Here is a 24408-nt window from a genome sequence, read left to right as displayed (position 1 = left end):
TATCAGTATTGCAAATATCACATATCTAAGGTATTAAATAGGTATGAACAAATTCGAATTTAAAAATCTTGTTAAATCTTTAGAAAAGTCACTGAAAGAAAGAACTTTCTTCAAGACTCTTCGAAAAGAAGTAAACACTGGTGCTAACGGCACGCAGGATTACGTTGTCAAAAAGGGAATTAACAAAGATACAATCGCAACAACTAGACAGTAATTAGTCTTAGCTGCTGTAATACATCTCAAACTCTACAGGATGAGGTGCATGTTCAAATCTATGTATCTCTTCAAATTTTAATGCGATGTAAGCATCTATTTGATCATCAGTAAAAACACCACCTTCAGTTAAAAATTCTCTATCTTTATCCAAGCTTTCCATGGCTTCTCTTAGAGAACCACAAACAGTTGGAATATTTTTAACTTCTTCAGGGGGTAAATCATAAAGATCTTTATCAAAAGATTCACCAGGATGTATTTTATTCTTAATTCCATCTAAACCAGCCATAAGCATAGCAGCAAAAGTTAGATAAGGGTTTCCTGAAGCGTCAGGAAATCTTATTTCACATCTTGCACCATTTTTACTTAATGAAATTGGTATACGACAAGAAGCAGATCTATTTCTTGCAGAGTAAGCAAGTAACACAGGTGCTTCAAAACCAGGAATTAATCTTTTATAACTATTTGTTGTAGCATTTGAAAAAGCATTAATTGCTTTTGCATGTTTTAAAATACCACCAATGTAATGAAGTGCTGTCTCTGATAAACCTGCATATTTATCGCCTGAAAAAACTGGCTTATCATTTTTCCAAATTGATTGATGAATATGCATTCCAGAACCGTTATCACCAGCAATTGGTTTGGGCATAAAGGTTGCAGTCTTTCCAAAAGAGTGAGTAACCATTTGAACAACATACTTGTACAACTGAACATTATCAGCTTGATCAACAAGTGTTCCAAAGTACATACCTAGTTCATGCTGACTCGGTGCTACTTCGTGGTGATGTTTTTCAACTTTGATACCTACTTCTTTTAAACTTTTTAAGTATTCACCTCTCATGTCTTGTTCACTATCAACTGGAGGTACTGGAAAGTAACCACCTTTTACTGGAGGTCTATGACCCATATTTCCATTTGCATACTCTGTTCCAGAATTATAAGGACCTTCTTTGCTATCTATTTTAAAACCAGTGTTATTAGGATCATTATTAATTCTTACATCATCAAATACAAAAAATTCAGGTTCAGGGCCAAAGAATGCCTTATCACCAACGCCTGATTTTTTTAAATATTCTTCTGCCTTTTTAGCTGTTCCTCTTGGGTCTCTTTCATAAGGAGATCTTTTAACAGCATCTAAAATATCACAAAAAAGAATTAATGTGTTGTGTGAGGTAAAAGGATCCATAACAAGTCTTGAAGTATCTGGCTTCAAAATCATGTCAGATTCGTTAATTGCTTTCCAACCAGCAATAGATGATCCATCAAAAAACACGCCTTCATTTAACATCTCCTCGTCAACAATAGTATGATCCATTGTTAAGTGTTGAAGTTTCCCTCTTGGGTCAGAAAATCTTAAGTCAACAAATTCGACTTCTTTTTCTTTCATGAATTTTAAAACGTTGGCAGCAGTCATAGTTTCTCCCTTTTTTAAATTTTGTAATCAATAGATAACAAATATTTTCTTGATAATATTGCTTGAATAATAAATATCACCTATGCGTTTTTTACATATGAATTACATCATTATTTGTTAAATTATCAATCAATTATTAGTTGCAATATGAGCTTATTAGATAAAGAGGCCGTTAAAAGAGCAGAAAAATTTCTTAAGGGTTTTGACCAATCTTTAGAGGTAATTATTTTAGAAAATTCAGCAAGAACAGCTCAAGACGCTGCTAAAGCTTTAGATTGTAATGTAGGTGCGATTGTCAAAAGCTTACTTTTTAGGGCAGGGGATGATTTTATCTTATGTTTAGTAGCAGGAGATAAGAGGTGTTCATTAAATAAACTTAAAAAGCTGAAAGATAAAAAAGATATTTCAATGGCGTCACCAGAAGAAGTTAAAACCCAAACTGGATACACAATTGGTGGTGTTTCACCAATTGGTCATTTAAACAAGATTGAGATTATAATAGACAAATCTTTAGAAAGGTTTATTCACCTTTTTGCAGCAGCTGGACATCCAAACTGTGTATTTAAAATAAACTTTATTAATATTCAAAAAATTACAAATGGGAAAGTTGAAGATATAATTGAATGAGACAACCTAAACTAATCGATTATACTTTATTGGTAATTTTATCTTTAATATGGGCTTCAGCCTTTTTTAATATCAAGATTGCAACAGAGTCTTTTGGGCCAATCACAATTGCATTTTTGAGAGTTTTTTTTGGATCTATTCCAGTATTACTATTATGCTTTTACAAAAAAATTAAAATAGAAGCCTTTTCAAAAGATTGGTATTGGTTTGCTATAATTGGATTTGTAAATTTAGTACTACCATTTTTCTTAATTGCCTACGGTGTAAAATCAGTTCAAAGTAATCTAGCAGCAATATTAATGTCAACCACACCATTAAGCTCAACTTTATTAGGACATTTTTTTACTAAAAATGAAAAATTTAACTTTATTAAAACATTTGGAATATTAATTGGTTTTTCAGGAATTGTTTATTTATTTTCAGATAATTTTTTAATTAATGATAATAATTTTTTCTCAGCATTAATGATTTTACTTGGATCAACTTGTTATGTCATAGGTGGAGTTTTAACTCTTAAAATAAGTGATAAAAAAAATGAAAATGTAACAGGATCAATATTAATCTGGGCTATAATAATTTTGATACCATTAGTTTCTTTTATAGAAAAACCTTGGGAAACTGCACCCTCAATAGAGTCATGTATTTCTGTAGTTTATCTTGGTCTTGTATCAACAGGTTTAGCATGGCTTCTTAGATTTAGAATTTTAAAGAATAATGGACTAATATTTCAATCTCAAGTTTCTTATTTAATACCTATTTTTGGAATTATATTAAGTTATATATTTTTAGATGAATTAATTACTGATAAAGTTTTAACTTCATTGTTAGCAGTTTTAGTGGGTCTCTATTTTGTAAAAAAAGCAGGAAATAAAAAAATTATTTAAGTTTAGCCATCTCCTTAATGTGTGCTGGTCTGGTTTCACAGCAACCTCCTAAAATAGTGGCCCCAGCTTCTTTAAATTTTTTTACAAATAAAGCCATCTTTTCTGGCACTAGATCTTCTCTGTGACCCAGAAATTCATTTGGGTTTCCTGTTTTACTTTTATTAAAAGTATTTGTGTAACCTGCTGTAGGTTTTGTTGTGATAAACCCATTTAGTTTAAAGCCAAATGGAACATCTAAACTTTTTATTTCATTAAGATTTTTTTCATAATTTTCTGGTGATACACAAGAAAGTATTATTCCAAGTAAATTTTTGTGATTTATTGTTGTGATAATCTCAGAAATATTTTCACCACTTGGTAACTTTACTCCCTCCGAAACATGAGCACCAATTAGATAAGGTTTGTTGAAACTTTTTATGGCTTCGATAGCTAATTTAAACTCTCTTACGCTACTTAATACATCAAAATAAAAAAAATCTATAAAAGGATCAAGTAATTTTGCTTGATCATAAAAATTTTCTTTAATTTCATCATTAGATCTTGTGTCTGCTTCATAGGTTAAATATTGAGGAGGCAATCCTCCAGCAACTAAAATATGTGGATTTAAATCTTTTGCCTTTTTAGCTATTTCACCAGCTTTAGTATTTAAGTATTCAAATTTATCCTCAATACCATTATCTCTTAATCTCATCCTTCTTGTAGTAAATGTTGTTGTTACAATAATTTCAGCACCAGAATTTATAAAATCTAAGTGTGTATCAAGCAAAAGCTGATGATATTTTTTATGCAATAATGCATTAGCACTCCAGAGAGTACCATTTGCTTCAACACCTCTTGCTAATAATTCTTGACCCATTCCACCATCTAGAACTCTTGTTTTTTTAAAAAAATTTATATCCATCTCTACTCCTTGCTTTTTTAGTGCTTTAGCTTTATGCCAGGGGCACAATATAGTCCAACTACCCTTACCAATTAATTTAATGATTTCCTTTTTAGCAGTTAGTACCTGCAATATGGATCAAATCGGTAAATATATTTATATACTTAATAGACTGATTAGCAAATTATTTTTTGAATAATATTTTAGCATTAAAAGAGAAAGATCTTCTCTCACCATCAACATTAAATGGGTAGGCTGTATGCATTAAATAATTAGGAAAAATCAATAGATCTCCTAGTTTAGGATTTAAATTATAGATACTTTTGCTCAAAAAGTTCTTTTGTCCATTAATAAAATCGATAGTTCCATTAGTTTTAATTTTTTTATTCTTAACTAATTTATTTTGATTCATGTCTTTTGGGATTCTAAGGTAACCAACTCCTGACAATTGTCCATCATGATAATGAATAGGGTTATACTCATTTTTTAATTGTCTAACTACCCATAGGTTAATTATTTTAATTTCTTTAATTTTTTTTACGTCAGACTTATCAAGATAAATTTTGATATTTTTTATTAAATCTTTAGATAAAGTTTTATTAATTATTGTTTTAGGTATCTTGATTTCATTCTTAATTTGACTTGCCAGTTTAGAACTGTAATCATTTTTTTTAGAAAATTGAGACTTGTCAATGTGAGCATTTAATGTAGTAATAATTTTTTTGGATAACTTACTTTTTCCTATAGTTGGGCCAAAAGCTCTAAATGTTTTCATATTTTATCTATAATAATTTAATACTTGTGTTATGCAAACAACTTCAGTCCCATACGAATAGCGACAAATATGACAAGTGCTGATGTTACTAGAGCTAATATTCTTGTAGGAAAAATTTTAAGATTTAAATAATTTCCTAATAGACCACCTAATAAAACGAGTAAAAATAATGGCCAATAATCAAAAATTCCATTTATCGTTGATGATTTTGTAAATTGACCAGCAAGTCCTGATACAGAATTAATCAATATAAATAATGATGAGGCTGTTGCAATGTTTTTTACTTTATCCACTCTAATTAATAACAATATAGGGCTTAAAAAAATACCACCACCAATTCCAACCACGCCAGACACAAATCCAATAGATGCACCAATTAACAATGATAATATTATTGGTATTTTTTTATAAACTTCACTTTTTTGATCAAAAGATTTAAATTTCAGAAGAAGGAGAACTCCCGCTAATGTTAAGACAGTAAAAAGTAAAATTTCAAAAACTTCTTTATCTATTGATAATAATCCCCCCATAAATGCAAGTGGAACAGATGATATTAAGAATGGAGAAAGTATCCTTAGATTGATATTTCCAGCTTTAATATAGTTAATACAATTTCCTGAAACGACAATAATATTACAAAAGAGGGCAATTACAGGAAAGATCAAGTAAGGAACATCCCAAATTAATAGAAGAGCTAGATAGGTAGAACCACCGCCAAATCCAACACTAGAGTATAAAGTTGCTGTTAGAAGAAATAAAAATGATAATATAATCACAGTAATTATTTTAAATTTATGATTGTAAATATAGCACTTTTAACAGTTACAGATACTAGAACTTTTGAGAATGATAAGTCCGGTGCGATCTTAGTAAAAAAAATAGAAGAGGCTAAACATAAATTAATAGATAGAAAAATTTGCAAAGATAACAAAGAAGACATTATTATAATCCTTAAAGATTGGATTAATCAATCCAAAATAGATGTTATTATTACAACTGGTGGAACAGGACTTACGGGTCGCGATATAACACCAGAGGCAGTAAATGAGATTGCTGACAAGCATATTCCAGGTTTTGGAGAGGTGTTTAGAACAATTAGTTTAAAGACAGTTGGTACATCTGCTATTCAATCTAGAGCTTGTGCTGTGCTAGCTAATGGTAAATATGTGTTTGCTCTACCGGGATCTTCAGGTGGTGTTACTGATGCTTGGGAAGGAATCTTAAAACATCAGCTAGATATAAATCATAAACCTTGTAACTTTGTAGAGCTGTTTCCAAGACTTAAAGAAAAATAATTATTTTTGATATTTTTCTTTCCACTCTGGATAAGGCATACCATACACATGTTCACGTGCTTCTAGCTCTGAAATTTCAATACCTTTTTTTTCTGCTTCTTCTCGATACCATTTTGATAAACAGTTTCTACAAAAACCAGCAAGGTTCATAATATCTATATTTTGAACATCTTTTCGCTCATCTAAATGTTTAAGTAATCTCTCAAAAGTAGAAGACTGTAATTCTTTTTTTGTATTTTCATTCATGAACAAATTATTAGACACATTTCAATTAAGCACAAGATATAGGGCCTTATTCAATCTTGAGTAGAAATTTAATAATATAATACATAGATCTTAATATTAAAATTTGTTTAAATATTGGATGGCTACTAAAAAGAAAAAAACAGCCAAAAAGTCTAAACGTAAAGCCAAAAAAAAAATTAAGAAAAACTTGGTCAAACGATCACCTAAAAATATTAAAAAAGTTAAAAAGAAAAAAGGTGTGACCAAAAAGAAGTTACGTAAACCATTAAAAAAAAATAAGCTAAAGAATAACAATAAGAGAGAGAGGATAAAAATGAGCACAGAAACAGTAAAAGGTGGACGATCTCCGTTACTAGATACGTCTCACTTAAAAGTTAAATTTCCATTTAAAGAAAAATATGGAAATTTTATAGGAGGAAAATTCGTTGAACCAAAATCTGGAAAATATTTTGACAACGTAAGCCCAATCAATAATGAAGTTATATGTTCCGTTCCAAGGTCAGATGCAAAAGATGTTGAGGCTGCATTAGATGCTGCACATGCTGCTTTTCCTACTTGGGGAATTACATCAATAACTGAAAGATCTAATATTCTACTTAAAATAGCTGATGTTATTGAAAAAAACCTTGAGCTTTTAGCTACTGCTGAATGTCTAGATAATGGAAAGCCAATCAGAGAATGTATGGCAGCTGATTTACCATTAGTTGTTGATCATTGGAGATATTTTGCTGGAGCCATAAGAGCAGAAGAAGGTTCTGTTTCAGAGATAAGTAACAGTGAGTATTCTTATCATATACCTGAGCCACTTGGTGTAGTTGCACAAATTATACCTTGGAACTTCCCGTTATTAATGGCAACATGGAAACTTGCACCAGCACTTGCTGCAGGAAACTGTGTAGTTTTAAAACCAGCTGAACAAACACCAGCATCAATCTTACTATTAATGGAGCTTATTGGAGATCTATTACCTCCTGGAGTTCTTAATGTTGTAAGTGGTTTTGGTCTTGAAGCAGGTAAGCCATTAGCTTCATCTAAAAGAATCAGAAAGATTGCTTTTACAGGTGAAACAACAACTGGACGTTTGATTATGCAGTATGCTGCTCAAAACTTAATTCCAATAACTTTAGAATTAGGTGGAAAGTCTCCAAATGTTTTCTTTGAAGATGTCATGGATCAAGATGATGAATTCTTTGATAAATGTCTTGAGGGTTTTACAATGTTTGCTCTTAATCAGGGAGAAGTTTGTACTTGTCCTAGTAGAGCTTTGATTTAAGAATCTATCTATGATAAATTTATGGAAAGAGCTATCGCTAGAACAAAAGCAGTAACACAAGATAACCCTTTAAAAATGGAAACCATGATTGGTGCTCAAGTATCATTAGAGCAAATGGAAAAAATAAAATCTTACTTAGATTTAGGTAAGAAAGAGGGTGCTAAAGTTCTATGTGGAGGTGAAGTTGCTAACTTAAACAGTGGTTTGGAAAAAGGTAATTATATCCAACCTACTATTTTTGAAGGTGATAACTCTATGAGAGTTTTCCAAGAAGAAATTTTTGGTCCAGTTGTATCAGTTACTAAATTTAAAGATGAAGCGCATGCATTAGAAATTGCAAATGATACTCTTTATGGTTTAGGAGCAGGTGTTTGGACTAGAAATGGAAATATTGCCTATAGAATGGGAAGAGGGATCCAAGCAGGAAGAGTTTGGACTAACTGTTACCATGCTTATCCAGCTCATGCTGCTTTTGGAGGTTACAAACAATCTGGAATTGGCAGAGAAACACATAAGATGATGCTTGATCATTATAGACAGGTGAAAAACTTACACGTGTCATACAGTGAGAAAAAATTAGGCTTCTTTTAACAGATATATTATAATGGCCTGTATAAAACTACAGGCCATATAACTATGAAAGTTTCAGCAACACCATTAGCGTTAGAATTAATTGAGGATCTAAAGAAAGATCATGGTAAAGAATTGCTTTTTCATCAATCTGGTGGATGTTGTGATGGCAGTGCCCCGATGTGTTATCCAGTTAAAGAATTCCTTATAAGTGATGATGATGTTTTGATTGGTAAAATTGGGGGTATTCCTTTTTATATAAGCGAAACCCAACATGAAGCATGGAAAAATACAGATTTAATTATTGATTGTATTAAAGGCATGGGTGGAATGTTTTCACTAGATAATGGAACAGGAAGAAGATTTTTAACAAGATCTGAGATTTGTGTACCTGAAAAATTAATTAATTAATTAAATTTCATTTTAACTCTTAGCATAAGTAAAATTACAATAATAATAAGATAGATTAAGGGTTCAACTGTGACTACTTTAACTAACCACAAGTAGTGAGTAATTCCTAATAATGAAATTATATAAATAAGTTTGTGTAGTTTTTTCCACTTATCTCTTAACAGCCTTATCATTCGTTTAGATGAAGTAAGAGCAAGTGGCACTAATAAAAGCCAAGCTAAAAATCCAGCAAATATAAATTTTTTTTTAACAATATCATCACCAATACTAGATAGGTCAAACCGATAATCTAAACCCACATAAGTCATCATGTGTGCTGATGCATAGAAAAATACAAACAAGCCAAACATTCTTCTATAGCTAATCCAAAAATTTAATTTAGTAAACTTTTGTAAAGGAGTCATTGCAAGTGTGATTATAATAAAACGAAGTGTCCAATTACCAGTTACATGTGTAATTTCTTTTACAGGTTCTGGACCTAACTGATTAAAGATAATTTGATAAAAAATAATTAATATTGGTAGTAGAGATATAAAGAAAATTGGTATTTTTATATATTTCTGCATATTTTATAAAAAAAATTTTATGTATTTAAAAGTTTTTTTTTAAATCCATACCTGAGTATAAATTTGCAACTTCATCACCATACCCATTAAACATTTCAGTTTCAATTCTAGGAGACAAAATACCCTCACCTATGACACGTTCTGTTGCTTGTGACCATCTTGGATGTGAAACGTTTGGATTAACATTTGAGTAAAACCCATATTCTCTTGGAGACGATTTCATCCAAGATGATGTAGGCATTTTTTCAACTAATTTTATTTTAACAATTGCTTTTGCACTTTTAAAACCATATTTCCAAGGAACAAAAATTCTTAATGGAGCTCCATTCTGATTGGGCAATGCCTTTCCATAAAGGCCAGTAACAACTGTTGTTATAGGATGCATAGCCTCGTCAATTCTTAATCCTTCTCTGTAAGGCCAATTTAAAACTGGATATCTCTGGCCTTTCATCTGTTCAGGGTCATAAACACTTTCGAATTCAACAAATTTAGCAGTATTTTTGATAGATATTTTGCTAAGTAATTTACTTAGAGAAAATCCCATCCAAGGAATTACCATAGACCACCCTTCAACGCATCTAAGTTTGTAAACTCTTTCTTCGGAAGGAAATAAAGAAATTATTTCTTCAGCTGAAAGTGTGATTGGATTGTCTACTTCACCTTCAATAGTAACACTCCATGGTTTAGTAACAAATTCTTGTGAATTTTTGAAAGGGTCACCTTTTCCAGTTCCAAACTCATAATAGTTGTTATAAGTCGTAATATCCTTATATGAAGTTAGCTCAGCTTTATTTTGTGAATAAGCATTGTTTAAAAACGGTACACTACTTAAGGTTAATGAACCTACACTTAAGCCAATAGATTTAATAAACTTTCTTCTTTTATTGTATATTTGCTCAGGTGTAATTTCTGAATGTTTATATTTTTTCATTTTTAATAGGATTACCTTTTAGCCACTCACTTTGTTCATTTTTATAATGTTCTTTTTTCCATATAGGAGATCTTTTTTTAATTTCTTCAATAATATATCTAGATAACACATAAGTTTCATCTCTATGTTTGCAGGCAACTGCAATAATAATACTAGTTTCACCAAGCCCCACATAACCTTTAACATGTTCTATAAATACTGCTTTATCCATAATTTTTAATTTTTCAGTAGTTTCTTTATAAATTTCATTAAAGCTTTTTAATACTAATTCGTCATGACTATCATAAGTTATTCCAATAACTTCTTTATTTTCATTGATATTTCTTACTGTGCCATTAAAAATAATTGATGCACCATATGAGGAAGATTTTATAAACACTTCTGCTACAGAAGTTTTTATTTTATCTTTTTCAATATCTATAATTTTTGTATGTAGCATCAACCACCACCTATTGGCGGTATAATCCCAATTTTCTGATTTTTTGTAATTTTAAAATCATCATTAATAATATTATTATCTTCAGAACAAAAAGCAGAACTTTTTACAATTTTTATGAAACTTTCATTACCCTTAAAGTTTTTATCTAAATAATTAATTATTTCTTTCCTAAAATCTTTAATTTCAAGCTGTCCTTTAATGTTAAACTCTAAGTGATCTTTGTTACTAAAGTCTCTACTCGCACCAAAAAGTTCAAGTTTAATTTTCATTTTTTTATTTTAGATGAAAATTTTAAATCTTCATTATTAAAATTATCTTTATTCTGATCAATAAAATGATCCATTATTTCTATCTTTTCATTTTCAAAATCTGTAACCTTTCTAACTTCTAGGTTAATGTATAAGGAAAGCCACTCTATAGAAGCTGAAATTTTTTTTGTTTTTTTTTCGATCATTTCAAGTTTTAAATGTAGTCTTTTTTTATCATGATCAAAAAAAGTGAGCATGATATCCACTTCATCATCTTGTTTTATTTCACTAATATATTTAGTATTGGTTTCAACTACCATCGTGCTTCTTTTTTCATTTTTAGCTGAGTCTGCGCCCATTTTAAATTTTTCAAGTATTACCTCACATGCTTGATCAAAAATTAAAACGTAATAAGCCATATTAAGGTGATTATTATAATCAACCCATTCTTTAATTATTTTTTGTGATTTTAAATAAATAGACACAGTTAATCTAAAAGATATCTTTTAAAAATTTTGGTAAGCCATCAGGATTAGTCCATAAACCACTTTTTCCACCCTCTTTAATTAATAACTTAATATTATCAATTCTGAGATGTGGATTTACAATTTTACTTAAATCATAAATAGTTATTAGTGCAGTATTAACACCCATAATAGCTTCCATTTCTACACCAGTTTTTGCAACAGCAGACACAACACAAAAAACTTCTAATGAAGCATCTTCATCATGCATGATAATTTTAGTTGCTGTATGATCTATTGGAAGTGGGTGGCATAGTGGAATCAATTCACTAGTTTTTTTAACACCTAAGACTGCTGATACTTCAGCTAAGGTGATCGGATCACCTTTAGGCATTTCTTTATTTTTAATTAGATTAAAAACTTCTTTACCCACATAAATTTTACCGGAAGCTAATGCTCTTCTAAATGTTTCTTTTTTTGACGAAACATCAATCATGTTAAATGAGTTTTTTTTAAAAATTTCCCTAGCCCAATCTTTTAATTTTTCTTCATTTATCACTTTTAAGTTTTCCATTTATCCACCAGTACTTGATAAATTTGGAGTAATTCCAGTATCTCCAAGCTCTAAATAATGTGACTCTTTTTTAAGGTGTAATTGTTTAATTATTAAATCTACAAGCTCATCTTTTTGAGCATCATCTTGCAATAAATGTCTAATACTAATTCCAGTATTACCAAACAAACATAATCTTAAATCACCTCTAGAGGTAATTCTCAATCTGTTACATGTTTGACAAAAATCTTTCGTGTAGGGAGCAATTAATCCAAATTTCCCCTTAAATTCTGGATGTATAAAATTTAATGAAGGGCCTGCATCTTTCCCATTTGTTTGAGGGATCCAGTTATTTTTTTCTAAAAAATCTTTGAATATTTTAGAGGAAACATGATTTTTTTTAAAATACTCTAAATTATCACCTGTTTGCATCAACTCTATAAATCTAAAATCAATATTGTTATCTTTTATGAAATTTCCAAATTTTTTAAACTCATCATGGGTATCATTAATACCCTTAAGTAAAACGGCATTAATCTTTATATTTTTGAAATTAAATTTTTGTAAAATCTCTATGCCTTCTAAAATTTCATCAAGTCTGTCATGACCTGTTATTTTTTTAAAAGTTTCTTTATTTAAGCTGTCTATACTAATATTTATTCCATCCAAACCTGCTTCACATAATTGCTCTGCAATTTTGTCCAAACGATAACCGTTAGTCGTCATTGTTACTTTTGGAATATCTGAATTTTGCTTCATATCTTTAAGGATATCAAAAAAGTCTTTTCTAACTGTTGGTTCTCCACCAGTTAATCTAATTTTACAAACACCTAATTCAGATAACGCTTTTGTTAATCTGGATATTTCTTGAGCAGACATAAAACTTCTCATATCTCCGGGTGTTTTTTTATAACCTTGTGGTAAACAATAGGTACAACTGTAATTACATACATCTGTAATTGATAATCTTATATAGGGGAATTTTCTTCCAAAAGTATCACTTAATGTTTTCATCTTATTTTTATTACATTATATTATAATAATAATATATGAGCAAAATTATTACCAAGACAGAAGTAGATCTATTCAAAAAAGATGGTGCAGTCTTGATTAAAGGCAAATTTGATAACGCATGGATTGAAAAGTTAAAAAAAGGAATCAAAAAAGGCAAAGAAAGCCCTAGCTCAAGATTTGTAAATCATGCAAAAGATCAAAAATTACCAGGATATTATGAAGATTTTTGGACCTGGAATTTACATGAAGAATTCAAAGATTTTGTATTTAATTCACCAACTCCAAAAATTGCAGCAGAACTTTTAGAGGCACAAAAGATTAATTTAGTGATGGATAATTGGTTTTTCAGGGAAGCTGGGTCGAAGTCATCACCACCTTTTCATCATGATATTTCATATTTCGATTTTGAAGGATCTATGTGTGTTTTATGGATTCCACTTGAATCAGTTAAAAAAGAAGACGGCATAGCTTGGGTTAAAGGTTCACATTTATGGGATAAACTATTTTTAAGAACAAGATTTAACGATGGTCATGAAGTTGATGGTAAGGCTGGAGTTGTTAATGGAAAAAAATATGAATTAACTCCTAACATATTAGAAAATAAAGATGATTATGAATTTTTGCAATGGGATCTGGAAGTTGGTGACTGTATTTATTTTGATATTAGAACATTACATGGAGGATTAAATACTGTTACGCCTAAAAAAGATGTCCATAGATACACACTAAGAATGGCAAAAGAAAATTCTAAAATTATTTATAGAGGAGATTGGGCTAGAGAAGAAAGAGCTATTATGGAAGATAATGGTTATAAAAATGGCGATGACTTGTCTGGTAAAATGTTTCCAACGTTATTTGAAACTAATTAACTTCCAGCTTTTACAAACTGAAAGTTAATTTAAGTAATTAGCCAGCAGGCTTGTAACCAGCCATAGCTTTAGAGGCTAGCTCAGCAGCTTTGTTAATGTCCATTTTTTCAAGAATGGTAAAATTTGTTATTGTTCCAGTCGATTCAACAGCTAATTTAACAGCAGCAGTTGCCTCAAAACCTACATCTCCAGTTATCACACCAACAAAGTCATAAGTTCCTCTAACGATATCAAAAGATACCATTTTACCACCAACAGCTTCTGATAATTGAGTTGCCGCCGCTGCTCTATCTTGAGAAGGGTCTTTCATAAAACCTTGAAATGCTTTTGCAGTGTAATTGCCCATTACAATATATTTTTTCATACATGTCTCCTTATTAGTTCATAAATATTAAAACATAATTGTTATAAATTTAAATAAGTTTTTTTAAAATCAACTTGAAGTTTAGCAAATTATGTATGAAAAATTTGGACAATTTATGGATGACAATTGGTCACTCCCATTATAACAAGTAATTTAGTAAATTATAAAGATAAATATTAATTTCCAAGAATATTTTTATCAAATTGTTGGTTTCTAAAATATTTTCGATATTCAGAAGGTGTTTTATTATAAATTTTTTTGAAAGAATTAATAAATACTGAATTGTAATTAAATCCAGCAATACTAGATATTTCGCTAATTTTACGATCATCATAAAAGAGAAGATTTCTTGCAAATTTTATTCTTAAATTAACATAAAATTTAATTGGAGACATTTTATACAATTTATAAAACTTACGCTCCAATGTTCTTAAGGATATATTAAGTTTTTTTGCTATCTCATTTATTTTGATTGGTGTTTCAATATTTTTTTCCATTATTAAAATTGATTTTTGACAAATATTATCTATTAATGGATTAAATTGATCATCTTTTTGCATTGTTGATTTTTCTCTGGGTTTATAAATTAAAGCTTGTGCAATTTCATCAGAATAATTCTTTCCTTTAATTTTCTTAATACACTCAAGTATTAGATCTAGTGTAGATATTCCACCTGCTGCAAACATCAGACCATTGGCATTTATAGTATAAATATTTTCTACAATTTTTATGTCAGGATATCTTTCTAAAAAATTACTTTTAGTTTCCCAGTGTGTACAAACAATCGTTTCTTTATTAATTAAACCAGATTCAGCAATTAAAAAAGCACCAGTATCAACTGCAATTATTTTTGATAAATTTTTATGAGCTATCCTTAATGTAGAAAACAATTTTTTTGATTTTTTTTGTACAGGTAAATTTCCTCCTATTACAATTATAAAATCTGGATTTTTAATAGCCTCTAATCCACCGTCTGCCTTCCACCACTGACCATTGCTTGATCTAATTTTTTTTGCATCAACAGTTATCAGCTTATATTTAAAAATTTCATTAATTCTGTATTGATTAGTTATTCTTAGTGCCTCCTGTATTAAGACCAATGAGTTGGATGGAAACTCTGGTTGCAGAATAATATCAAATGAAAATACTTTGTTTTCCATAATATTAATTGATTAAAAAGTTAATAATTAACGACATAAGTTTATTTATTTATGACAATATCATAGAATTAAACATGTATTTAAACAATTTAATTTTTGTCTATAAATATTGATAATTTGTCGTTTAAAATAGTTTATTTTATAAAAATAATTGAGAAGATATTAAAAATAACAATAGAGAGGGAACAATATGATTAAACTTTTAAATAATATTTGCAAAGTTGCAATTATTTTTTTATTAACCGTTTCAACTTCATTTGCTGCAGATAAGGTTAAATTAAGATTGAACTGGATGTACTACGGATCACATGCGGGCTTTGCATTAGGTTTTGTTGATGGAACTTATGCTAAATACGGCATTGATTTGGATATTAGATCAGGAAATGGATCAAGTTCTGCACACAGACTAGTGGCTAATAAAGACAGTCATTTTTCTTACGGTTCATGTGGAGCTATGACAGATCTTGTGGCTAAAGGAGCACCATTAAAGTCAATTGGTGTAATTGATGCTATGGGAACAGAAGCAATTCTTGTTAAGCCTGATAGTGGTGTTAAGACAATTAAAGACTTAAAAGGAAAAAAAATATTAACAACAGCTAATGCTGGAGTAAATACTTTTTTCCCAATTGTTTTAAAAAATGCCGGCCTTAAGGAATCTGATATTAATATAACGGTTGTTCCAGATGGTGCTCTTGTATCAAGTTATTTACAAGGTAGTGGTGGTTCTGTAGGAATTTTAGGTGGATTAGATGATAAACCAGCTGAAATCAAAGCAAACGGTGGCGCTCAACCAGTAGCTTTTCCATATTCTGATTTTGGAGTAAATCAAGTTGGATACTGTATAGCTGCTCATAATGATACGATTAAAAATAACGCTGATATAGCAAAAAGATTTATTAAAGCAACAATGGAATCTTATGCTAAAGCAGAAAAAAATCCAGATGCTGCCGTAAATGCAATTGCTGATATTGTTGGTGGTTCAATGGCTGAAGACGCTGGTAAAGCTCAATCAAGAGAAGTTTTAGATGTAACTTTAGGAATATTATATTCTGGAGCAAACAAGAAAAAAGTTCTTGGTCTAAATGTTGCTTCTGATTGGGATAGTATGGTTAAATTGATGAAAGAGTATAATGATTTAGACAAAAATGCTAAGTCATCTGACTTTTATACAAATCAATTCATAAATTAATCAACATATTAAATTACTAGTCGAGTATAAATAATACTCGGCTAGTTTTAAATCTTATAAATGAAAAATTTCATAGAAGTAACAGAATTAAAAAAAGTATTTGGAAATGGTGAGGATGAAGTTCATGCTTTTGGACCTGCAACTATAAATATTAATGCTGGAGAATTTGTTTCAATTTTAGGACCCTCTGGGTGTGGAAAATCAACTCTAATGCTTATGGTTGCTGGATTATTAGATTCAACAAGTGGAAAAGTAGAATTTGAAAAGAAACTTGTAAATGGACCAAAGACAGATATTGGAATAATGTTTCAAGATAATACCTTAGTTCCTTGGCGAACTGTTAGGGGTAATATTGAACTACAACTAGAATTGAGAGGGCTTAATCTTAAAGATTATCAAGAACAAATTGATAATATTTTAAAGTCTGTAAATTTAGAGGATTTTGCAGAAAGATTTCCCAATGAATTATCAGGAGGTATGCAACAACGAGCTGCTTTTTGTCAAGCAATGATACATGACCCAAAAATAATTTTACTTGATGAGCCTCTGGGTAAGTTAGATGCAATGACTAGAGAAAAAATTAGAGCTGATTTTCAAAAATTATGGATGGTTAAAAAACCAACAGTTATATTTGTTACTCACTCTATTGAGGAAGCAGTTCAGCTATCTAACAGGGTTATTTTAATTACACCAAGACCAGGTAAAATTGATAGAGAGATGAAAATAGACCTTCCGTACCCAAGAGATTTAAAGGTTAAACGATCACCTAAATTTATTGAATATGTAAATTCAATTCAAGAAGTTTTTCATAAATATGGTGTTATTTAAAAAGTATTATTAAAATGAAAAAATTTATTAAATGGATCTTCAGTGGATGGATGTTAATTTTATTTTTTGTTGGCTTTTTTTTATTTTGGGAATATTCAATACCTTTATTTGATATACCAAGATACATTCTACCAGCACCTTCAGAAATTGTTTTAAAAGGTTCTGCTGATTTAGATAAGTTAATTTATTATACTGGTGTTACCGCTCTAGAGACTGTACTTGGATACATTATAGCTCTAATTCTAGGTTTAGGGTTTGGAATAGCTATTTCTTTTTCATCAATATTAAGAAGAACTTTATATCCTTTCTTTGTTAGTATTGAGATGACACCTAAAATAGCTTTTGCGCCATTATTTATATCTTGGTTTGGTTTTGGGTTGATGCCTAAAGTAATTATTGTAGTTCTAGTTTGTTTTTTTCCAATAGTGTTAAATGCAATTTTAGCATTTAATTCATTAAGCAATGAACTTACTTTATTTTATCAATCTACTGGAGCTAGTAGACTAAAAACTTTTTTTACAATTCGTTTACCAGCTGCTTTACCTCAATGTTTTGTTGGCTTTAAATATGCAGCTATTAACGCAACTGTTGGAGCTACTATAGCGGAATTTATTGGATCAGATAAAGGACTTGGTTTTTATATTTCTATTGTAACAGGAAATATGAGACCAGATTTAGCTTTTGCAGGAATATTTTTCTTAACCTGTTTAGGCTTGTCGGTATTTGGCTTTGTTACAATGATGGAAAAGATATTAATACCTTGGCATATATCAATGAAAAGAATCAACAAATAAGGAACATATTATGGATTATGAAAATTTAAAAAAAAAATTAGAAGGTTGTTATGTAACCGTTCCAACACCCTTTAAGGATATAAAAAATTTACCTCTTAACTTTGATGCACTGAAAGATTACGTAGAGTTTTTATTGGGAAACGGTTTAAATAACGAGAATTGTACACTACTTTTTGGTGGAGCTGCAGGTGATTTTTCAGCAATGAGCTTTGATGAGAGGTTATCATTAGCTAAAGAAAGCGCAAAAATAGTAAATGGAAGAGTTCCAATTGCTCTTGGTGGCCAAACAACAAATACCCAAGAATTAGAAAAACTCGCAGATGTAGCCAAAGATTTTGGTTATGATTTCCTTCAAGTTTCCTGTCCTTTTTATTTCAAACACACTGAAGATGATTTTATTGAATATGTAAGGACAGCATCAAGTGCAGCTGAAGGAATTGGTATAATTTTATATAATACCTTTTGGACTTCAACTAGTGTTTCTAATCAACTTATTGAAAAAATAAAAGATCTTCCAAATATTGTTGGATTAAAATGGGCAACACCACGAACTGATGCAATGGAATTTGAAGATGTGACATCAACTTATTCTAGCAGGTTTACAATAATTGATAATAATTTATTTTTTCCTTACTCAGCAATGAAGCCATTAAATGCAAAAGCTTTTGAAGTTCATATGTGTAACTTTTGGCCAGAATGGGGTGCAAAATTAATTAATGAAATTAATAAAAGAAACTTTGAGGAAGTTGCTAAAATGATGATTGAAGAGGCTATGCCTTTTTATAAACTGTGGGTAGAAATAGAAACTAACTACACTTCTGGTGATGGATATTTAGATAAACTTTGTATGGAATTAGTAGGCCTTCCTTCAAGTAGATGCAGGCCTCCAACAAGGGATATGCGTGAAAAATATAGACAAAAAACACTTGATTACATGAAGAAAATTAAAGTTCCTCATTTAAAGTTTTAATGAGTAAAATTGAAAACATAAGAACAATTCTATTAAGTGCAGAGTATGGTGATGAGAAACATCCAGAAATTTTAGAGTGCTTTCCTAATGGACCAAAAAGAACTATTGGATTAGTTGAAGTAACATTGGAAAATGGTGTAAAGGGCTATGGTGAAGGTTATTTAGGAGTTTTTGCGCCACAAGTTTTTAAATCCATTGTTGAACTTTGTACACCATACCTAATTGGAAAAGATGGATTTGACATTTTAAGAAGATATAAAGATTTATGCAGTGTTTGCGATTATTGGTCATTACAAGGGGCCGCAAGACACACTACAAGTGCAATTGAAACAGCCTTAGTTGACGCAAAATCCAAAACTCAAAAATGTCCTGCATATAAATTATTTGGAAATAGTTCAAAAGAAAACATAGAAGTTTATGGAAGTGGAGGAATTTGTGACACAAAAGAACATTTTATTGAGGAGTTAGAACTTTTAAATATACTAGGAATAAAGAAATATAAAATTAGAGCAGTTCCAAGTGATATTAATAGAACTGCATGGGTGCTCAAAGAAGCTAGAAAATACGATGTAGATGTAGGTATTGACATGTGTCAAAACCTGGCTGACCCACCAATAAATGCAGAGGATGTAATAGACTATGTCAATTTTGTAAAAAACTTTACTAAAGAAAAAATTTTATTTTTAGAAGAAGCGGTTGGCCCTATGGATATAAAGGGGTTTAAAAAATTGAAAGAAACACTCAATATAGATATTTGTGGAGGTGAAGTTATAACCACACCTTTAGAAATGATCGAAAGAATAAATTTAGATATTTATAACTTTGTTCAACCAGATGCGTCAGTTATTGGGGGAATGCATGCGGTGAGAGAAGTATTTGACCATGCAAAAACAAAAAAAATAACACCCGTTGTACATGCGTGGGGTGGACCTGTAGCAATTATGGCAAATTACCATGTTGCATTTGGATGTAATGGAAATTTAGTTGAATTTCCAATGATACCGTACAAGCTTGAACCAATAATGTTTGGGGATCAAAGAGTCATTAAAAATGGAACCCTTTTAAGACCTGAAAATTCAGGAATAGGTATCACCATGAATGATAAAATTGAAAAAGATTTTTTATTTGATAAAAAAGCAGTTTATTCGTGTGTTGTCGTTGATAGAGGGCAACCAAATGACGATTATTGGAAAGAATAGTTAAAAAAATGAATATAAAAGAATTAAATCCTCCACAAATAATAAACTAAAATATAAATTTATGAATATTTATATTGCATGTGAGTTAGAAAGTTTAGAAAAAAAAATTCTTAAAGATAATTTAAAAAAACATAATTTATATTTTTCTAACTTAAAATTTAAAGAAATTGCTGATAATAATTTTCTTAAATGTGAAATTGTTTTTGGAAATATTCCATCAAACTGGGTAAAACAAAGTAGCAAAATAAAATGGCTTCAATTAGAGTCGACAGGCTTTGGTGAATATTCCAATGTAAAAAAAAATTTTTTAGATAAAGTTGTAATTATTACTAACCTTAAAAGTTTTTTTGCTTGTCAAGTAGCCCAAACAACAATGGCTGGAATTTTTTCTTTTTATAGAGGTTTGAATACATTTACTTTATTAAAAAATGAAAAAAAATGGATTGGTGACCCAATGAGGAGCAAATTAGAAATACTGAATAATAAAAATGTTTTATTCTTTGGTAAAGGATCAATAAATGAAGAAATATCAAAATATCTAAAAGTATTTAATTGTCAATATTCATTTATTGATTCAAATTCAAAGAAAAAATTTTTTATTAAAAAATTAAAAAAAGCAGAAATAGTCATCTGTGCACTGCCTGGGACAGCAAAAACTAAAATGCTTTTTAATAAAAAAATGATTAGCAGTTTATCAAAAAAAACTATTTTAGTTAATGTTGGTAGGGGTAATTTAATCGATGAAAAGTATTTAATAAAAAAACTTAAAAATAATTTTTTAAAAGGGGCCATTTTAGATGTTACGGCCGAGGAACCATTGAGGAAAAATAACCCACTCTGGTCTTGTCCAAACCTAATACTTACACAGCATACTGGAGGTGGATACAAAGACGAGATGATGGATAAGATTAACTTTTTTTTAGATAATTTGCAAAAATATTTAAAAAAAAGTAAAGTGTTAAATATAATTAATCCTTCAAAGGGTTATTAAATTAATCTTTATTAATTGAATGAAAAAAAATATTTGTTAAAATATTAAAATATTAATAATTAACCAGGGGCTAAATTATATAATGTACGAAAAATTTGGACAGTTTATCGAGGGTAAATGGTCACCCTCAGAAAATAAAGAAACTTATGAAGTAATTAACCCGGCAACAGAAGAGGTTCTAGGTCATGCATCAAAAGCCACTCCTGCTGATGTTGATAGAGCACTAAAGTCTGCTCAAAAAGGATTTAAGGTTTGGAAAAAAACAACACCGTGGGATAGATCTTATATATTAAGAAAAATAGCTGATCGGATGAGAGAAAAAAAAGACGTATTAGCTAAGTGGATGACTTTAGAAAATGGAAAACCTTTAGCCGAAGGTGTTGGTGAAACAAATGGAGCAGCAGATATTTTTGAATGGAACGCTGAAGAGACAAAGAGAATTTTTGGTCAAACTATTGAAAGTAGGTTTGAAGACACAAGAGTACATGTTTATTACCAACCAGTTGGAGTTGTAGCTGCCTTATCACCTTGGAATTTTCCACTTATTTTAGCAGCTAGAAAAATATCAACTGCACTTGCAGCGGGTTGTTCAGTTATTATTAAACCAGATACAATTACACCTGGTGTAGTAATGGAATTAGTAGATATTTGTAGAGAATGTGGAGTTCCACCAGGAGCTGTAAATCTTTTGTCAGGTGATCCTCCAGCTATAGCTTCTCAATTAATTCAATCAGATATAATAAAAAAGATTTCGATTACTGGATCTTTGAGAGTTGGAAAATTAATTTTAAAACAAGCCGCAGATAAAGTTCAAAGAGTAACAATGGAATTAAGTGGTCATTCTCCTTTTATAGTTTTTGATGATGCTGATGTTAAAAAAGCAGCTGATATAGCTATTGCCACAAAATTTAGAAATAATGGACAAGTTTGTATTTCTCCTAATAGATTTTATATTCATGAAAGTAAAAAAGAAGAATTTATAAATTTATTTATCGAAAAAACTAAAAAGTTAAAAATTGGTAATGGAATAGATCCGGACACTCAACTGGGCCCATTAACAACTCAAAAAAGATTAGAAGAAATTGAAGAGTTGGTTGAAAAAACTAAACAAGAAGGTGCTAAAGTTTTATTGGGTGGAAAAAGACCAGCAGGCTTTAATAAAGGTTTTTATTATGAGCCAACAGTTTTTGATGATGTAAAAGATGATTTTACCATTATGAAACAAGAACCATTTGGACCATTAGTTCCGATGTTATCATTTAAATCTTTTGATGAAGTTATTGAAAGAGCCAATGATAATGATCTTGGTTTATGTAGTTATGTTTGTACTAATTCTATGGAAACAGCTCATCTGGCATCCGAAAGATTAGAAACAGGATCTGTAGCAGTCAATACAGGAGCTGTTGCAATTGCTGAGGCACCATTTGGTGGAATAAAGCAGAGTGGATATGGAAGAGAAGGTGGATCAATGGCCATCAAAGACTACCTTAATGTTAAATATACTCACATGGGCATTAAAGGCTAACACATATGCAAATTGGTTTTATTGGAGTGGGTCTCATGGGTTTACCCATGGCCAAAAATCTTCTTAAATCTGAGTACAATTTAAAAGCCTATAATAGATCTCATGATAAAGCTGAAAGATTAAAAGAATTTGGAGCAGAAATATCTGCATCCATTAAAGATGTTGTCACAAATTCAGATATAATTATCACAATGCTTACAGATGATGATGCTGTTGAAAAAGTGATGGGTAGTGATGAATTTATTTCTAATATAAAAGAAGGAGCCACTGTTATTGATATGAGTTCGGTTAATCCAGTTTTGACCATAAAGTATTCAAAAAAATTAAAAGAAAAAAAAATAAATTATTTAGATGCCCCAGTTTCTGGTGGAACTATAGGAGCTGAAGAGGCAACATTAGCAATAATGGTTGGTGGTGACGAAGAAACATTTAAAAATTGTTATGAGCTACTTAAAAAAATGGGTAACCCAACATTAGTAGGCCCAGTATCGTCTGGCCAAATATCTAAATTAGCTAATCAAATTATTGTGGGTGTAACCATTGGAGCAGTGGCAGAAGCTATCACTTTATGTGAGAAATCTGGAACCAACCCAAGTAAAATGATTGAGGCTTTATCAGGAGGTTGGGCTGATAGTAAAATATTACAAACACACGGAAAAAGAATGATTAATAAAGATTTTGCACCAAAAGGAAAAACTACAACACAGTTAAAAGATATGACCAATATTGTTAACGCTGGAAAAGCAATTGAAATTCATTTGCCCATTTCTAGTTTAGTTAAAGAAATGTATAAAGATCTTGTAACAGATGGGCATGGCAATACAGATCATAGCTCTTTATATAATGCAATTGAAAAGATAAATAAAAAATGAAATTTTTAAGAATTGGAAATGTAGGACAAGAAATTCCTGTAGCATTAGATAACGAAGGAAAATATAGAAATTTATCTTCAGTTATTAAAGATTTAAATCCTGAAAGTATTAACTTTGAAACTCTAGATAATATTAAAGAAATAGATTTGAAGAGTTTGGGAGAGATAAATCAAAATGAAAGAATAGGGTCCTGTATTTCTAAGCCAGGAAATTTTTTTGCAATTGGCTTAAATTATGCTGAACATGCAAAAGAGACTGGTGCAAAAACGTCTGAAAACCCAGTTCTATTTAATAAGTCAGTTCATTCTATAGTTGGACCAAACGATAATGTAATTATTCCACGAGGATCTAAAAAATTAGATCATGAAGTTGAAATTGCCTTTGTGATAGGAAAAAAAGCTAAGAGGGTTTTAGAAAAAGATGCACAAGATTATATTTTTGGATACTGTATTTGTAACGATATAAGTGAGCGTGAGTGGCAAAAAGAAAAGGGTGGTCAGTGGGTTAAAGGAAAATCTGGTGATACATTTGGACCTTTAGGACCTTATTTAGTCACAAAAGATGAAATCAAAAATGTTAATAATTTAAATTTAACTCTTGATGTGAATAGCAATAGACATCAAACAGGAAATACAAACCAAATGATTTTCAATTTTAATTTTTTATTAGCACATATTTCTAGTTTTATAACTTTGATGCCTGGTGATATAGTTACAACAGGAACTCCTCCTGGAGTTGGTTTGGGAATGGATCCACCAGTTTTTTTAAAAGAAGGAGATATGATGAATTTAATTGTTGAAAATCTCGGCTCACAAAATTCAAAAGTTGTGCTAGAATAACTACT

The 24408-nt window shown here is 30.2% G+C and carries 28 protein-coding genes, 1 pseudogene and 1 riboswitch; of the genes and pseudogenes, 15 read left to right on the top strand and 14 right to left on the bottom strand.

Going from position 1 to position 24408, the window contains the following annotated elements; translation table 11 throughout:
- Positions 1-220: 220 nt before the first annotated feature.
- Positions 221-1627, bottom strand: coding sequence for a type I glutamate--ammonia ligase (glnA, locus tag ABXT47_RS04235; RefSeq protein WP_168606510.1), 1407 nt, complete (start codon positions 1625-1627; stop codon positions 221-223).
- Between the two features lie 147 nt (positions 1628-1774).
- On the opposite strand from glnA, the gene ABXT47_RS04230 reads away from it, so the two are divergent.
- A complete protein-coding gene (locus tag ABXT47_RS04230; RefSeq protein WP_415307893.1) occupies positions 1775-2254 on the top strand; it encodes a YbaK/EbsC family protein in 480 nt (159 codons plus the stop codon).
- Positions 2251-3138, top strand: coding sequence for a DMT family transporter (locus ABXT47_RS04225; RefSeq protein ID WP_415307892.1), 888 nt, complete (start codon positions 2251-2253; stop codon positions 3136-3138). Before ABXT47_RS04230 ends, ABXT47_RS04225 begins: the two co-directional genes overlap by 4 nt.
- Here the strand turns inward: ABXT47_RS04225 and ABXT47_RS04220 are convergent.
- The 3 genes from ABXT47_RS04220 to ABXT47_RS04210 all read right to left on the bottom strand — a co-directional run bounded on the left by ABXT47_RS04220 (position 3131) and on the right by ABXT47_RS04210 (position 5569).
- Positions 3131-4039, bottom strand: a complete 909-nt coding sequence (locus ABXT47_RS04220; RefSeq protein WP_415284153.1) for a homocysteine S-methyltransferase family protein — start codon at positions 4037-4039, stop codon at positions 3131-3133. The two genes, ABXT47_RS04225 and ABXT47_RS04220, sit on opposite strands and share 8 nt — an antisense overlap.
- 9 nt (positions 4040-4048) lie before the next feature.
- A riboswitch (SAM riboswitch) is annotated at positions 4049-4112 on the bottom strand.
- Positions 4113-4202: 90 nt separating this feature from the next.
- Positions 4203-4793, bottom strand: a complete 591-nt coding sequence (locus ABXT47_RS04215) for a 2OG-Fe(II) oxygenase family protein (protein ID WP_415307891.1) — start codon at positions 4791-4793, stop codon at positions 4203-4205.
- 29 nt (positions 4794-4822) lie between these two features.
- Positions 4823-5569: a TSUP family transporter gene (locus ABXT47_RS04210; RefSeq protein ID WP_415307890.1), complete on the bottom strand. Its 747-nt coding sequence runs from the start codon at positions 5567-5569 to the stop codon at positions 4823-4825.
- Positions 5570-5587: 18 nt separating this feature from the next.
- On the opposite strand from ABXT47_RS04210, the gene ABXT47_RS04205 reads away from it, so the two are divergent.
- Positions 5588-6088 carry a molybdenum cofactor synthesis domain-containing protein gene (locus tag ABXT47_RS04205; protein WP_415286774.1) on the top strand — a complete coding sequence of 167 codons (501 nt, stop codon included), beginning with the start codon at positions 5588-5590 and terminating at the stop codon, positions 6086-6088.
- On the opposite strand, the gene ABXT47_RS04200 is transcribed toward ABXT47_RS04205, so the two are convergent.
- A complete protein-coding gene (locus ABXT47_RS04200) occupies positions 6089-6334 on the bottom strand; it encodes a DUF1244 domain-containing protein (protein WP_415307889.1) in 246 nt (81 codons plus the stop codon).
- Positions 6335-6647: 313 nt separating this feature from the next.
- Here ABXT47_RS04200 and ABXT47_RS04195 point away from each other — a divergent pair.
- Together ABXT47_RS04195 and ABXT47_RS04190 are read left to right on the top strand one after the other, a co-directional pair.
- Positions 6648-8198, top strand: a pseudogene (locus tag ABXT47_RS04195) (aldehyde dehydrogenase family protein).
- Positions 8199-8243: 45 nt separating this feature from the next.
- Entirely contained in the window at positions 8244-8588 is a 345-nt protein-coding gene (locus ABXT47_RS04190; RefSeq protein WP_415307888.1) for a DUF779 domain-containing protein, read from the top strand.
- On the opposite strand, the gene ABXT47_RS04185 is transcribed toward ABXT47_RS04190, so the two are convergent.
- Genes ABXT47_RS04185 through moaA form a run of 7 tightly spaced genes read right to left on the bottom strand, consistent with a single transcriptional unit; the run spans position 8585 to position 12803 of the window.
- On the bottom strand, positions 8585-9154 hold the full coding sequence (locus tag ABXT47_RS04185; RefSeq protein WP_415307887.1) for a sulfite oxidase heme-binding subunit YedZ: 570 nt from the start codon (positions 9152-9154) through the stop codon (positions 8585-8587). The genes ABXT47_RS04190 and ABXT47_RS04185 overlap by 4 nt on opposite strands.
- Before the next feature lie 25 nt (positions 9155-9179).
- On the bottom strand, positions 9180-10085 hold the full coding sequence (gene msrP / locus ABXT47_RS04180; RefSeq protein ID WP_415307886.1) for a protein-methionine-sulfoxide reductase catalytic subunit MsrP: 906 nt from the start codon (positions 10083-10085) through the stop codon (positions 9180-9182).
- Entirely contained in the window at positions 10072-10524 is a 453-nt protein-coding gene (locus tag ABXT47_RS04175; protein ID WP_415307885.1) for a molybdopterin synthase catalytic subunit, read from the bottom strand. The genes msrP and ABXT47_RS04175 overlap by 14 nt, the downstream gene beginning before the upstream one ends.
- On the bottom strand, positions 10524-10793 hold the full coding sequence (locus ABXT47_RS04170; RefSeq protein ID WP_415307884.1) for a molybdopterin biosynthesis protein MoeD: 270 nt from the start codon (positions 10791-10793) through the stop codon (positions 10524-10526). Before ABXT47_RS04170 ends, ABXT47_RS04175 begins: the two co-directional genes overlap by 1 nt.
- The gene (locus ABXT47_RS04165) at positions 10790-11257 is read right to left on the bottom strand and encodes a thioesterase family protein (RefSeq protein ID WP_415307883.1); all 468 of its coding nucleotides are present in this window, start codon (positions 11255-11257) and stop codon (positions 10790-10792) included. The genes ABXT47_RS04170 and ABXT47_RS04165 overlap by 4 nt, the downstream gene beginning before the upstream one ends.
- 7 nt (positions 11258-11264) lie before the next feature.
- Positions 11265-11810: a cyclic pyranopterin monophosphate synthase MoaC gene (gene moaC / locus ABXT47_RS04160; RefSeq protein WP_415307882.1), complete on the bottom strand. Its 546-nt coding sequence runs from the start codon at positions 11808-11810 to the stop codon at positions 11265-11267.
- Positions 11811-12803 carry a GTP 3',8-cyclase MoaA gene (moaA, locus tag ABXT47_RS04155; protein ID WP_415307881.1) on the bottom strand — a complete coding sequence of 331 codons (993 nt, stop codon included), beginning with the start codon at positions 12801-12803 and terminating at the stop codon, positions 11811-11813. It lies immediately after the preceding gene.
- Between the two features lie 35 nt (positions 12804-12838).
- Between moaA and ABXT47_RS04150 the strand changes: the two genes are divergently transcribed.
- On the top strand, positions 12839-13672 hold the full coding sequence (locus tag ABXT47_RS04150) for a phytanoyl-CoA dioxygenase family protein (protein WP_415307880.1): 834 nt from the start codon (positions 12839-12841) through the stop codon (positions 13670-13672).
- Positions 13673-13709: 37 nt separating this feature from the next.
- Here the strand turns inward: ABXT47_RS04150 and ABXT47_RS04145 are convergent, their stop codons facing one another.
- Positions 13710-14036: a GYD domain-containing protein gene (locus tag ABXT47_RS04145; protein WP_415307879.1), complete on the bottom strand. Its 327-nt coding sequence runs from the start codon at positions 14034-14036 to the stop codon at positions 13710-13712.
- A 176-nt stretch (positions 14037-14212) separates the two neighbouring features.
- Positions 14213-15196, bottom strand: coding sequence for a GlxA family transcriptional regulator (locus ABXT47_RS04140; protein WP_415307878.1), 984 nt, complete (start codon positions 15194-15196; stop codon positions 14213-14215).
- Between the two features lie 190 nt (positions 15197-15386).
- Between ABXT47_RS04140 and ABXT47_RS04135 the strand changes: the two genes are divergently transcribed.
- From ABXT47_RS04135 to ABXT47_RS04095, 9 genes are all read left to right on the top strand, one after another.
- Positions 15387-16385 carry an ABC transporter substrate-binding protein gene (locus tag ABXT47_RS04135; RefSeq protein WP_415307877.1) on the top strand — a complete coding sequence of 333 codons (999 nt, stop codon included), beginning with the start codon at positions 15387-15389 and terminating at the stop codon, positions 16383-16385.
- 60 nt (positions 16386-16445) lie between these two features.
- Complete coding sequence (locus tag ABXT47_RS04130) at positions 16446-17213, top strand: ABC transporter ATP-binding protein (protein ID WP_415307876.1); 768 nt, start codon at positions 16446-16448, stop codon at positions 17211-17213.
- A gap of 14 nt (positions 17214-17227) precedes the next feature.
- Positions 17228-18007, top strand: a complete 780-nt coding sequence (locus ABXT47_RS04125; protein WP_415307875.1) for an ABC transporter permease — start codon at positions 17228-17230, stop codon at positions 18005-18007.
- 10 nt (positions 18008-18017) lie between these two features.
- Entirely contained in the window at positions 18018-18977 is a 960-nt protein-coding gene (locus ABXT47_RS04120; RefSeq protein WP_415307874.1) for a dihydrodipicolinate synthase family protein, read from the top strand.
- Positions 18977-20176, top strand: a complete 1200-nt coding sequence (locus ABXT47_RS04115) for an enolase C-terminal domain-like protein (protein ID WP_415307873.1) — start codon at positions 18977-18979, stop codon at positions 20174-20176. The genes ABXT47_RS04120 and ABXT47_RS04115 overlap by 1 nt, the downstream gene beginning before the upstream one ends.
- 61 nt (positions 20177-20237) lie before the next feature.
- On the top strand, positions 20238-21167 hold the full coding sequence (locus ABXT47_RS04110; RefSeq protein WP_415307872.1) for an NAD(P)-dependent oxidoreductase: 930 nt from the start codon (positions 20238-20240) through the stop codon (positions 21165-21167).
- 82 nt (positions 21168-21249) lie between these two features.
- Positions 21250-22692 carry an NAD-dependent succinate-semialdehyde dehydrogenase gene (locus ABXT47_RS04105; RefSeq protein WP_415307871.1) on the top strand — a complete coding sequence of 481 codons (1443 nt, stop codon included), beginning with the start codon at positions 21250-21252 and terminating at the stop codon, positions 22690-22692.
- Positions 22693-22697: 5 nt separating this feature from the next.
- The gene (locus tag ABXT47_RS04100; RefSeq protein WP_415307870.1) at positions 22698-23564 is read left to right on the top strand and encodes an NAD(P)-dependent oxidoreductase; all 867 of its coding nucleotides are present in this window, start codon (positions 22698-22700) and stop codon (positions 23562-23564) included.
- Positions 23561-24403, top strand: coding sequence for a fumarylacetoacetate hydrolase family protein (locus ABXT47_RS04095; RefSeq protein WP_415307869.1), 843 nt, complete (start codon positions 23561-23563; stop codon positions 24401-24403). Before ABXT47_RS04100 ends, ABXT47_RS04095 begins: the two co-directional genes overlap by 4 nt.
- Positions 24404-24408: the final 5 nt, after the last annotated feature.

Source organism: Candidatus Pelagibacter sp. Uisw_099_02 (assembly GCF_047727625.1).
In the GTDB taxonomy this organism is placed as follows: Bacteria; Pseudomonadota; Alphaproteobacteria; order Pelagibacterales; family Pelagibacteraceae; genus Pelagibacter.
This window is presented reverse-complemented; position numbering and strand designations above follow the sequence as displayed.